Genomic DNA, 13,097 nt, shown 5'->3' on the forward strand with positions numbered 1-13,097 from the left:
GACACACCTCCTAAGATTATTCGGCGTCGTAGTACTCATCAAATTCATCGAAGTCAATTTCTTCTTCTAACCATGAATTCGATTCGGCAGCCTGTTGTTTCTCAATTTGTTTGAGTTCTTCAGGTGAATACTCAGGAAGAATTTCATATTCTTTTTCTTTAAGAAGTTCGCTTGTGTTTACTGGCTTCTCTTCTTCACGTTCTGGTTTACGTCTACGACGGCGTAAATCACTTTCTTCTTTACGTGATGCATCAGCAAGTTGTTCGAATTTTGACACATAATCTGTTCGTGGTTTGAAAACATCTTTACGGTCAATTTTAATCGTTTCTTCAACTTCTTCCGGTTGAGTTTCTTCTTCAGTCACGTCTTCGACAACGTCTTGTTCCACTTCTTGAATTACTTCATCAGTAGATTCTTCAACTTCGACTGTTTCTACTACTTCATCGTGGTCTTCGATTTCTTCAACAATTTCGTCTCGAACTTGTTTTGAACGAATTTCTGCTTCATATGCTGCCATTAAGGAAACATAATCAATACCTTCTGCTTGCGCTTCAGATACAGACTTAATATCAATGCGTTGTTTTGTCAGACGAACTGCTAAACGCGCATTTTTACCGCGTTTACCAATCGCTAAGGATAGCTGGTTGTCATCAACGATAACCACAAGGCCCTTATTATCCGCATTTGGATAAACTGCAATTACTTCTGCAGGAGCAAGTGCATTGTTGATGAGCTCAACCATATTATCACTCCACTCAAAGATGTCAATTTTTTCACCTTTAAGTTCTTCAATAATGGCTTGAACACGACTTCCACGTGGTCCAATACATGCTCCAATTGGATCAATATCAGAATCATGGGAATATACGGCGATTTTAGTACGTTCACCTGCTTCACGTGCAATTGCTTTAATCTCAACTTGTCCTTCAAAAATTTCAGGAACTTCATTTTCAAATAAACGACGCACAAGCATTGCATCAGCACGCGATACCAAGATTTGAGCACCTTTAGTATCACGGTTTACATCCGTAATAACAACTTTAAGTGTTTGTCCTTCACGGTATGTTTCACCTTCAATTTGTGCTGCACGTGGCATGACTGCCAATGACTTACCGAGGTTTAGAACCACAAATTTTTCTTCAACACTTTCAACCATGGCCATAATCATCTCACCCAGTTGATCAATGTATTCATCATAAACAGCTTGCTTTTCAGCTTCACGAATTTTTTGTTTGATCACATTTTTCGCAAGCGTCGCTGCGGCACGTCCTAACTCCACAATTGGTTCTTCGATCATGTAGTACTCCCCTACTTGAAGGCCTTCTGCACCTTCAGGAAGTTCTGTAATTCCAACTTCTAATTCGTCATCCATTACTTCTTCAACCACAAGGAATTTATGGAATAATTTCATTTCTTGAGTTCTTTCATCAATGATTACATCGACAAGTGCATCCGGAACCCCGATTTGTTTGCGATATGCTTTAATCAATGAGTCTTGCAATGCATCAATAATAATCTCTTTTGAAATATTGCGATTATCTTCAATCTCTTGCATCGCTAATATAACATTCTTAACGTTCATTTCACTATCTCCTTAAACTTTAACCGCTAATCTTAGCATTTTAATATTTAAACGTTCAATTGCAATTTTCTTTAATGCTGTTTTTTGTCTATAAGATACAACAACCTCGTTTTCGTCTACGGATATTACTGTTCCTTCTACATAGTCAGCACCTTGTATTGGATTTTTAAATTTAATTAATACATATTGATCAACAACATTTTCATAATCTTCTTCAAGAATGACACGTTCTGCACCAGCAGAACCTACATCCAGACCAATCTCAAAATCCAATGCTTCACCAAATGCTTCACCAGCCTTCGCACAGATTTCTAAGTCCACAGGTGTGAAGTCTTTACGTGCAATACTCAATTCAAGCAAATCGTTGCCAATGAGTTCTGCATCAATAATATCAAGTCCCAGCGCCTCTGCAGTTGGTTTAATTTTCTCTAAATACTTTTCCATATTCGCTCCTTAGACAATATATAAGGAGTGGCTTAACCACTCCTCTGTTTCAAAGTATATGCATATTATACACTTAAACCGTGGTAAAAGCAAATTTATGCATCCAGTTTCAGCAGTTAAAAATAGATTAATTTTTAGCATCTAATCTTTTAAAACAAACTCATCTGATTACTATCTTGTAGATGTGTCGTAACACCCAACTCGTCTAATTTCTTGACTGAAGTTGAGCTGATTCCGCCACGAGTCATTAAATCTTTTTTCGAAATAAACGGTTGCTCTTCTCGCGCCTTCACAAGCTGACGGGCAACATTATCACCTAACCCATCAACAACATTGAATGGCGGTAAAATCGCTTTATCGTCGCGCGGATCCAAACTAAACTCAGTTGCCTTCGACAATTCTAAATCAATTGGACTTACCTTATATCCCCTACTTTGAAGTTCAAGCGTTACTTCAAGTGTATCAATCAAGTTTTTTTCTTTTATCGAAACGTCTTTCTTTGTATCGAAACTCTTTAGGCGCATATTAATTGAGTTTAAACGACTGGCAACGATTTCTTGTGAAGCACACATCGTTTCGATCTCATAAGCGTTTACTCGCAATGTAAAATACACCGCGTAATATGCACGCGCATAGTAAACTTTAAACCAAGCAACCCGTATCGCCATCATAACATATGCAACCGCATGGGCTTTCGGGAACATGTACTTGATTTTTAAACACGAATCGATATACCACTCAGGCACATTATTTTTTTTCATCGAAGCAATCCAATCATCCGTGAGTCCGCGTCCTTTACGAACACTTTCCATAATGGTGAATGCTTCTTTTGCTTCAAGGCCATAATGCATCAAGTCAACCATAATATCGTCACGACAACCAATTACCTTATCAAACGCTAGTCCTTGTTTTATTAATTCTTCTGCATTATTTCGCCAAACATCTGTTCCGTGTGATAATCCTGAAATTCGAACTAAGTCAGAGAATTTATTAGGACGTGTCGCTTCAAGCATGCCACGAACAAATGGAGTACCAAACTCAGGCAATCCCAGTCCCCCTGTTACTTCATGATATTTACGCTCATCAACTTCCAATGCTTCTGTAGACCCAAAAAGGGATAACGTTTTTTTATCGTTCATCGGCACATCATGAATGTCAACACCCGTAAGGCGCTCTAACATCTTCATCGCCGTAGGATCGACATGGCCTAAAATATCAAGTTTTAACACGTTGTCATCAATATCATGGAATTCGAAATGCGTCGTATACCACGACGAATCAGGATTATTCGCAGGATATTGAATGGGTGTAAAGTCATGAACATCCATGTAATCTGGAACAACAATAATTCCACCTGGATGCTGTCCAGTCGTTCGTTTAACCCCTTCGGCACCAACCGCAAGATATGTATTCCATGCATTATTACTGTTGGTAATATTCATACTTTCATGGTAACCAAGAACATAACCAAAAGCAGTTTTTTGAGCCACTGTTGAAATTGTTCCAGCACGATAAACATATTCTTCACCGAATATTTCTTTCGTATAAGCATGTGCAAATTCCTGATAATCACCCGAGAAGTTTAAATCAATATCAGGTACTTTATCACCTTCAAAACCTAAAAAGGTCTCAAAAGGAATATCTTGTCCCTCACAATGCAGTGCTTTACCACAATTCGGACAATCTTTCGGGTCCAAGTCAAATCCTGAAGAGTATTCACCACCAAGGAAGAACTCATTATAATGACAATTGTCACATACATAATGAGGTGCCAAGGGATTAACTTCGGTTATTTCTGCCATGGTCGCAACAAGTGAAGAACCAACTGAGCCTCGAGATCCGACAAGATATCCATCATCCAATGATTTCTTTACAAGAAGATGTGAGATATAGTAAATAACTCCATATCCATTACCAAAAATTGATTTTAGCTCACGATCAATGCGCGCCTCAACAATTTCAGGAAGCGGATTTCCGTAAAGGTTATGGGCATTGCGATACACAATTTCCTTAAGGAGCTCATCACTGTTCTCTAAATGCGGGGTAAACAATTCTTTTTTCTTTGGTGCGATATCTTCAATTTGATCCAATAATTTCACGGGATTTTTCACGACGTACTCATATGCTTTATCTGGACCTAAAAAGGCGAAAGCATCCAACATCTCGGTTGTACTTCTAAAATGTTGATCGGGTGCTTCAAAAGCCATACGACGTTGCTCATTAAAGATATAGAGCGGATGACGTGAACCTCCAATCCCTTGTGAGTGAATATAGACATCACGAATGACTTTTTCACTTGGATGATTGTAATGAACATTCCCAACTGCTAAGATCGGTTTATTTAGTTTATTCGCTGTCGTAATAATACGATTAATAATATCAACTAAACGGTCCTCACTTTCAATGGCTTGACTCTCCAACAAAGGCGCATATAAATCTAAAGGCATAATCTCTACATAATCATAAAACGAAATACAACGCTCCAGCGCTTCTTGACTTTTATTCATCGCAATCTCAAAGAGTTCTGAATTAGTACATCCTGCCCCAATTAATAAATTCTCGCGAAAACGCGTTAATTCACTCCTTAGAATTCTCGGTTCTGCCATAACTGCATCACCTTTCGATGTTTTACCGAAGAACGCAAGGTATTTGGTATGAGATAACGTTATTAATTGATATAAATCCTTAATACTTGATTGTGTTTTGGCTATTACTGTACAATGACTTTTACGTAATTTCTTAAAACTTGATTCATTATTTAAGGATTGTAATTCATCAATCGTTTGCATTGAACTTAATTGCTCTAAGCGCAACATTTCTAAAAATACAAGAGACAATACTTCCGCATCATAATCTGCCCGGTGAGCAACCCCTTCGTCATAACCGATTCGCATAAATCGCGCAATACTACCTAATCGGTATGAACGACGATTATCAAAAAGAGCACGCGATAAATCTAGAGTATCAATAACTGCATTTTGAATTGGTGCTCTTCCCATTCGGCGAAGAGTTTCTTGAATAAAATCAATATCAAATTGGGCGTTATGAGCAACCAGAACATGGTCCCCTAAAAACTCTAAAATTTCATCCATTGCTTCTTCGATTGTAGGTGCACTCATTAAGTCAGCATCCGTAATATTGGTTAATTCTTGAATAAATGGTCGAACCGGAACTGGTGCTTTGATAAACGTTTGCATCTTCTTAACAACACGTCCATTCTCAATTAAAACACCACCAAATTCAATAATGTGGTCATAATAATTTGAAAGTCCCGTAGTTTCCAAGTCAAAAGAAACATATGATCCTGTTTGGAGTGGTTCACCATGTGCATTTGAAACAATTTTAAGTTCACCATCAACCATATTCATTTCAACGCCGTAACCCAGTTTAAATGCGTGATCTGGATATTTTGAACGTAATTTCTTGAGATTACCATACGCTTTAGGAAAACCTTGAACACCCGTATGATCCGTTATGATCATTCCGGGATGGCCCCATTCAAAAGCTTGAGCCATATATTCTGAAGCATCGTTAATACCGTCCATTTCAGAATATTTCGTGTGTAAATGGAACTCGACACGTTTTTCATCAGCAGTATCAAAACGGCGGAAAATATTGTCGATTTCTTCATAGCGATCCATTTTAAAAATGTAATCACGTTCATATTTCGCATCGAACACGTAGGTCCCAAAGACTCGAATACAAATTCCTTTTGAAATGATTTCGTCTTCAGTATCTGCAAAATCAACAACACAAATTGCTGACTCCCCATCACTTAAATAATACTTCGCGATAAATTTCCCTGTACGCGTTTCGCGAACCTCAACATCAAACACCTTCCCAGCAACCGAAACATCACGGGCTTCATCCGTAAGCAAACTCATCTTAATTGGATTATAATTCCCTTTACCATTTCGTCGTTTTGGTACTCTTGATACAACTTTACGGTCTATGACCTCAACTTTATCAACCTTAGGCATTTCTGAAATTTCATCTGCAAGATTTTCAACTGAGATTTCTGCACAAACATCAAGATGGATGCCATATGATTTCAAAGCATCACACAACATGGCGCATTCACGCGATGTTGCCTCTTGATGACGAGAATCAATACAGAGTAACTTAAGTTCTTGATTCATAAGTTGCAATGACGCTTCTTTGACTGCCGATAAATTATTTACCCTAACAATCATGTCAGTGTACTGACTGATGTTTAAAAAGTCCAAGTCACATTGCTCAGATTCAACCTTAATTTCAACATCCGTTTTGGTATATAATTTTAATTTCTTTTCTACCTCTCGATAGACTGAAAAAGGTAATGCTTTCATTACCTTCAAGTTTAGAATCAATTTCTTTTGTTCTGGATTATACTTACATGAGATAATGTCCGCATCCTCAAAATGAAACGAATAATTTTTATTAATTCCAAGTTTGTCAAAAATTTCGGTCACGATATCATCTCCTTTATTATTTTACTAATTTTTCAAAAGCATCCTTTGCAGCCATCTGTTCTGCTTTCTTTTTTGATAAGCCTTTTCCTTGGCCAAAAATAAGTTCATCCAACTTTACAACGACTTCAAATTCAGGGGCATTGGAAGGACCCACAACATTAATAACCTCATAACTCACAGACTTACGTGAATCGGATTGGATATATTCCTGTAACTTTGTTTTGTAATCCGTAATGCTCAACGATTCAAGTTCATTAAACGCATCATTCATTACAGAATCAAGCACTCGATTGACGCTATCAATACCACTGTCTAAATAGAGGGCACCAATAAAACTTTCAAACAAGTCAGCGATAATGGATACACGAACCCTACCACCATTTTTCTCCTCACCCATTCCCAACATTAAATAGTCATTGAGTTTAAGTTTTAAACTGTACTGCGCAAGCGCATCCTCACAAACTAATTTTGCGCGATAAAGCGTCATATCACCTTCATTAAAATGATCTTGATGCTTAAAAAGACGCTCTGATACACAAATTTGTAAAACTGCATCGCCCATAAACTCAAGACGCTCATTATCTTCCAATAATTCTTCTGCTTCATTTACATATGAAGAATGAATGAACGCATTATTAATTAAATCTTTATTAAAGTATGGAATCTTCATAGAATCCAATAAATCCCATTTTGTCATGTTATCACCTTATAATATTATACACCATTATGTCGTTTTAAAATACTGTCGGCGGTCGACATCCGCAATTATTTCTGCATAATCCTTATTATTTAAATCGTGAGCAATGGTAAGTGCATCAATCTTAGCTTGTTTTAAAATATTTTCATCCTTAATGATATCACCCAGTATGAAGTTTGGAAGCCCAGATTGACGTTGGCCTAGCACATCACCAAATCCTCTAAGTCTCATATCAATCACCGAGAGTTCAAATCCATCATGTGAAGAAACCAACGCATTCATACGTTGAGCCGTTTCATCACTTTCATTACCACTCAGTAGATAACATACGCCTTGGATATTTCCACGGCCAACACGACCCCGAAGCTGATGGAGGGTCGCCAATCCAAATTGCTCAGCATTATAGATAATCATCATATTGGCATTATGAACATCCAATCCAACTTCGATAACACTTGTACTAATGAGAATGTCAATCTCGCCTGAAACAAATGCCTGCATTTTCGCATTCTTTAAGTCACTCGGCATTTTTCCATGGACAATATCAACGTTATAATTAGCAAACACAGGTTTTAAATTACCCAATAATGTGTGAACGTTTTTAACACCCGCTCGTTCCCCTTCATCAATCGCTGCACAAACGATATAGATTTGCTCGTGATTGTTTAATCGTTTTTGAATTGGTTCCATGATACTGCGAAGGGAATTTTCACGAATCCAATGAGTTTCGATTTGCTTTCGATGACTTGGATAAGTCGAAATCGTTGACACGTCTAAATCAAAATATAGACTTGCGGCTAAAGTTCGTGGAATCGGCGTAGCAGAAAGCATTAAGGTATCAATGTGATTTCCTTTCGCAATGAGTGCGCGCCGTTGTTCAACACCAAATCGGTGTTGCTCATCAATAATCACGAATCCCAAATTATCAAAAATAACATCTTTTTGGAAAAGAGCATGGGTACCAAAAACAACAAGAACCTTTCCTGTAGCAATTGCTTGAAGCACTTGATCCCGCTGATCAACCCCTTGCGACAATACCACACAGTCTACATGTGGAAAAAGTTTTTGAAATGCTCTCACATGCTGCATTAAGAGTAATTCCGTCGGTACCATGATTGCTACTTGATAACCAGCTAAATAACACGCAAATGCAGAAAGAAATGCAACAATTGTCTTACCACTACCAACATCACCTTGAAGCAAACGATTCATTTTTTTAGTCTCTTTTAAATCATCAAGAATATCATTTAACGACTGAACTTGGTCGACCGTTAACTTAAAAGGAAGCTCGTTGACCATTGCCGCAATTCGATCTTCATCAAATACCTTTGAAATACCATATTCGCGATCACTGTTATTTAAGCTAATGGATAAATGATATGCCAAAAACTCTTCATATTTAAGAGTTCTTAAACCATGGTGAAGTTCAACTTCGCTTTGGGGCATATGAATGGCCTTCACTGCATCAAAACGGTCCATCAACTTATAACGCGTCTGAAATTCAGAAGGGATGATATTGGCTAACGATACGTTTTCAATAATCTTCCCAATCAAACGTTCAATCTCATATTGCTTAATTCCAGATTTTTGACTGTAGATTGGCTTAATCCCGATAATATCACGAATATCTTTATTACTTACCGTTTTAGCTGTAATTTTGCCATCATTCCCAACGACACCCACGACAACGATTCCTTGTTCATAGTGACGCGTGTTTAGATAACGTCGATTAAAAATCGCGACGGGTACAATTTCATCCTGATAGACAACTTTAAAATTTGTTACAGATTGATTCTTACGAAATGTAAAATTTTTAAAACCACCCAATAATCGTCCCGAAAAAACAACGGTATCCCCTGAACGCCAGGCATCGAATGGTTTCGCTTCAAGACGCTCATATCGATAAGGAAAAACCATTAAAAAACTTTCGGGCGAATCCGCACCGTAAGTTTCAATGATTTTTAACTGCTTGTCCGTGATTTTCATATAAAAATAAAAGGGCTAAGCCCTTTTACTCTACTCCAATGATGTATGAATAAACAGGTTGTTCACCACGATGTGATTCTACTTCTACGTCATAGGTAGATTCAATAAAATCAACAACCGTATCCGCTTCTTCATTAGATACATCTTCACCCGTGATTAAGGTAACAAGTTCACTCTCATCATCGATTAACTTCGCACAAAGTGCTTTTGTTGTTTCTAAACGATTTGGGTTGGTTACAACAATGTCTTTTTCAAGAATACCCATGAAATCATTTTGTTTAATTTCAATGGATTCAAACATTGTATCTTTAATTGCGTATGTAACTTGACCTGTCTTTGTATTTGCGACAGCTTCAAGCATTTCACTTAAGTTATCCTCAACGTCGACATCTGGATTAAACATAACACACGCTGATAAACCTTGAGGTATTGTCTTGGTTTCAATAACGTGAATATCTTTATCTTCACAAATATCTTGAGCTTGTTTCGCAGCCATAATGATATTTGAGTTATTCGGTAAAATAAAAATGTGATCTGCATCAATGTTATTAATTAATGCAACAAAGTCTTCAGTTGAAGGATTCATCGTTTGACCCCCGCTAATAATATATTCTGCACGGAGTTCTTTAAACATATCAACAACACCTGATCCTGCAGCAACCGCGACAATCGCATATTTACTATGTTGTTTTTGATTTTTAGTTGCATTTGATTCTGCATCCAAAATCGTATTATGTTGTTCTGACATATTTTCAATCTTGAGTTTAACAAATTCACCATAACGTTGCGCTAAGTTTAAAGCATTACCTGGCTTCAATGTATGAACATGAACTTTGACCAAATCTTCATCTGTAACAACAACCAAAGAATTACCAAGCGCTTCTAATTGCGCTCTAAATTTATCTTCATTATAACGGTTGATTGACGCTTCATCGAGACGTACGATAAATTCAGTACAGTAACCAAACTCATCATGCTCGAAATCAGATGCAGCAGCATGATTGGACTCATCACCCTCTTCAAGTTCAATTGGATTGCCTTTTAATTCAGCTAAGAACCCTTCAAGAACGGTAACATAACCTTTACCACCACTATCGACAACACCAACTTCTTTTAAAACAGGTAAAAGTTCTGGTGTTCCATCTAAAGAAATATTGGCTTCGGATACTAAACACTCAAAAAATTCAATAACTGAAATTTCCGGGTTTTTAAGAACGAATTCATATGTTGCTTGTGAACTTTCACGTAAAACAGTTAGAATTGTTCCTTCAACAGGACGCATAACTGCTTTATATGCAACTTCTTTCCCTTTTTGGAACGCTTCTGCGAGATCCATTACACTTGCTTCTTGCAAATGTTCTACGGATTGAGCAAAACCTCGGAAGATTTGAGAAAGGATAACACCTGAGTTTCCACGTGCGCCCATTAATAAACCACGAGATAATGTTTTGGATAATTGACCCAAATGAGATGTAACAGCTTTTTTAGAATCTGTTAGACCACTTGTAAACGTAAGATTCATATTAGTTCCAGTATCGCCATCTGGAACTGGGAAAACGTTAAGAGCATTGATTTCATGATGCTTATTTGTTAGATTGTTGGCACCACTTTGAAGCATCTTCAAAAAGATATCGCCATTAATCGTATTCATTATTGAACAACCTTAATACCTTGAACATAAACATTAATCGTATTAAAGTTTTGTTGAAGTGTTTTTTCTAACATGTATTTCGCTTTCTTTTGAACTTCGAGTACTACTTCTGAAATCTTAACGTTATAACTCACAATAATATATAAATCTAAATCAAATCCATTATCCCCTTTACGCACAATAACACCTTTGGAATAATTTTCACCTTTTAACAATTCTGCAAGGCCATCTTTAAAGACTTGCTGAGAGGCCATACCAACAACACCATAACATTCTGTCACGACACCGCCAGCTAGCATTGCGATTGCTTCGTTTGAAACATTGATTTTTCCAAATTCATTGGTTTTTTCAATCGCCATCATTTCTCCTCCTCTTTCATATTTTTATATTTTTATGATCCACATGCCTTTACAACAGCAGACTGTGTTTCTTCAGTTGGACCGTACTCGATAAACTCGATACAACGAGCATTCGGATCAGCCCCACTTATAATAGTAGCATATTTATTCAGTTGTGGTAAAGTTTCTACATTTGTAAAAACAAAATAGTCATTATTCATTACAATCCTCATATAGTCTGGTTCAACTTTAGTTGGTTCAAAATGAATTTCGGAAACTGAAGCCATCGAGCCATCATCAATGGTGGCTAAAGCTGCTAATAAAGATTCAGTCATCGATTCTTCCGTAAAACCAACAAGTAACGGCAAGCGTTCAACTGTCGCAGGATCTATCGATTCGAATTCTTTATAATATCCATCTTCAAAATAAATACGTATCGTTGGTTCTAATGTGTATCCTACAGCTTTTTTTTCAGTTACGTTTAAATTCACGATACCTTGACGATAATATACATTAGCATCAACATTGTCAATCCCCTTAACTTTTTTTCCTTTTTGATTTATAAAAGGTCTAAACGTTAAATATATCCGTTGATTTTCATGAATGTTAAGCGCATCTTTGATTTCGTCATCACTGAGAATCACATTCCCATTTACTCTTACGTTGTGAATTCGTGAAGCATCACTTTTATCAAAATAGTAAATCCCTAAAAGAGCTCCAATTACAACTAAAATTTGGATCGATTTGATAAGTCTTCGTTTGCGTTTATTACGGCGAATTGTCTTCTTTTTAAGGTCTATCGAGGCCTTAATTTTATCAATTGGTTCCCGTTCATCGTTTAATTCAGGATTATTGCGACGTGTCATTTTCCCCCACCACCTTTTCAACTAAATCAGCAATATTTGAAACCGCATCAGGCGTTGCACGTTTATGCGCATTGCGTCCTAATTCAATCAATCGTTGTTTATTACGAATCAGTTCAAAAACATGCTTATTTAAGATATTATCATGGATATCTTCCTCTAATAGCATATCACATGCACCTTTATCAAATAACGATTTAGCATTGTAGAATTGATGATTATTAGCCACATAAGGGCTGGGAATAAGTAGTGAAGGAAGCCCAAATGATTCAATTTCAGCGACCGTTGATGCACCAGATCTGCATACAATTAAATCTATGACTGGTAGCAATGCTTTTTGATCAACAAACCCTTCCAGTCGGATATTTTGATGAACCTCACCAACTGTTTTCTTGAATTCCTCAATATGGAGTGGTCCCGTCACGATGATGACTTGTGTCGATGCGTCATCGTATTGTTTTACAAAATCCACGAATTTCTTGTTCATAGCAGTCGAACCTTGAGACCCCATAACCATGAGAACTGTATTTAAATTTAAATCTAAATTAAGCCGTTTGACCTCATCAGAGCTATCGATATCTTCATGAATAAGCGAAGCACGCGGATTGCCAAGATAATATACATGATCTCTACCCGAAAATGCTTCCTCATAACATGTAACAATCGCTTTCGCAGAATCCGCAATCATCTTATTTGCTTTTCCAGGATAAGCATTTTGCTCATGTAAAACAATGGGAATGTTAAGGGATTTTGCCGCAAAAGTAACCGGTCCACATACATAACCTCCAAAAGCAAATACAACATCTGGTTGAATTGTTTTAAGATGTTTTTTTGCTGAACGATATGCACCAAACTGAGAAAATACAGCTTTAATTTTATCCAAAACAGAGCCTTGTAGTCCTTGGTTATGAATCGCAAAAAACGGATATCCCGCTTCTGGAACAATCCATGATTCCATTTTATGGTCATTTCCAATGAAAACAACTTCACTATTTCGATTTTTCTTAATGAAATCAGCATAAGTAATTGCGGGGTAAATATGACCGCCACTACCACCTGTAACTATACAAACTTTCATACTTTAC

General features: G+C 37.1%; 9 protein-coding genes. All 9 read right to left on the bottom strand.

The window, feature by feature from the left end; all coding sequences use genetic code 11:
• Window positions 1–16 precede the first annotated feature (16 nt).
• Complete coding sequence (nusA, locus tag AAG186_RS04685; RefSeq protein WP_342621301.1) at window positions 17–1,582, bottom strand: transcription termination factor NusA; 1,566 nt, start codon at window positions 1,580–1,582, stop codon at window positions 17–19.
• A 12-nt stretch (window positions 1,583–1,594) separates the two neighbouring features.
• Complete coding sequence (locus AAG186_RS04690; protein ID WP_125164473.1) at window positions 1,595–2,026, bottom strand: ribosome assembly cofactor RimP; 432 nt, start codon at window positions 2,024–2,026, stop codon at window positions 1,595–1,597.
• Between the two features lie 149 nt (window positions 2,027–2,175).
• Complete coding sequence (locus tag AAG186_RS04695) at window positions 2,176–6,477, bottom strand: PolC-type DNA polymerase III (RefSeq protein ID WP_342621302.1); 4,302 nt, start codon at window positions 6,475–6,477, stop codon at window positions 2,176–2,178.
• A gap of 16 nt (window positions 6,478–6,493) precedes the next feature.
• A complete protein-coding gene (rnc, locus tag AAG186_RS04700; protein WP_003773729.1) occupies window positions 6,494–7,174 on the bottom strand; it encodes a ribonuclease III in 681 nt (226 codons plus the stop codon).
• Between the two features lie 27 nt (window positions 7,175–7,201).
• Entirely contained in the window at window positions 7,202–9,160 is a 1,959-nt protein-coding gene (locus tag AAG186_RS04705; protein ID WP_342621303.1) for an ATP-dependent DNA helicase RecG, read from the bottom strand.
• A gap of 25 nt (window positions 9,161–9,185) precedes the next feature.
• Window positions 9,186–10,811: a DAK2 domain-containing protein gene (locus AAG186_RS04710; protein ID WP_342621304.1), complete on the bottom strand. Its 1,626-nt coding sequence runs from the start codon at window positions 10,809–10,811 to the stop codon at window positions 9,186–9,188.
• A complete protein-coding gene (locus tag AAG186_RS04715) occupies window positions 10,811–11,170 on the bottom strand; it encodes an Asp23/Gls24 family envelope stress response protein (RefSeq protein ID WP_016357183.1) in 360 nt (119 codons plus the stop codon). The genes AAG186_RS04710 and AAG186_RS04715 overlap by 1 nt, the downstream gene beginning before the upstream one ends.
• Before the next feature lie 32 nt (window positions 11,171–11,202).
• Window positions 11,203–12,015 carry a cell division protein DivIB gene (locus tag AAG186_RS04720; protein ID WP_161636419.1) on the bottom strand — a complete coding sequence of 271 codons (813 nt, stop codon included), beginning with the start codon at window positions 12,013–12,015 and terminating at the stop codon, window positions 11,203–11,205.
• On the bottom strand, window positions 11,999–13,090 hold the full coding sequence (gene murG, locus AAG186_RS04725; RefSeq protein WP_342621305.1) for an undecaprenyldiphospho-muramoylpentapeptide beta-N-acetylglucosaminyltransferase: 1,092 nt from the start codon (window positions 13,088–13,090) through the stop codon (window positions 11,999–12,001). Before murG ends, AAG186_RS04720 begins: the two co-directional genes overlap by 17 nt.
• Window positions 13,091–13,097 lie beyond the last annotated feature (7 nt).

Source organism: Erysipelothrix sp. P66, assembly GCF_038682365.1.
Taxonomy (GTDB): Bacteria; Bacillota_I; Bacilli_A; order Erysipelotrichales; family Erysipelotrichaceae; genus Erysipelothrix; species Erysipelothrix piscisicarius.

Bases quoted from the DNA above. Each gene is read 5' to 3' on its own strand.
- AAG186_RS04720 (WP_161636419.1), bottom strand. From the start codon at position 12,015: ATGACACGTCGCAATAATCCTGAATTAAACGATGAACGGGAACCAATT.
- murG (WP_342621305.1), bottom strand. From the start codon at position 13,090: ATGAAAGTTTGTATAGTTACAGGTGGTAGTGGCGGTCATATTTACCCC.
- AAG186_RS04715 (WP_016357183.1), bottom strand. From the start codon at position 11,170: ATGGCGATTGAAAAAACCAATGAATTTGGAAAAATCAATGTTTCAAAC.
- AAG186_RS04705 (WP_342621303.1), bottom strand. From the start codon at position 9,160: ATGAAAATCACGGACAAGCAGTTAAAAATCATTGAAACTTACGGTGCG.
- AAG186_RS04710 (WP_342621304.1), bottom strand. From the start codon at position 10,811: ATGAATACGATTAATGGCGATATCTTTTTGAAGATGCTTCAAAGTGGT.
- AAG186_RS04690 (WP_125164473.1), bottom strand. From the start codon at position 2,026: ATGGAAAAGTATTTAGAGAAAATTAAACCAACTGCAGAGGCGCTGGGA.
- rnc (WP_003773729.1), bottom strand. From the start codon at position 7,174: ATGACAAAATGGGATTTATTGGATTCTATGAAGATTCCATACTTTAAT.
- nusA (WP_342621301.1), bottom strand. From the start codon at position 1,582: ATGAACGTTAAGAATGTTATATTAGCGATGCAAGAGATTGAAGATAAT.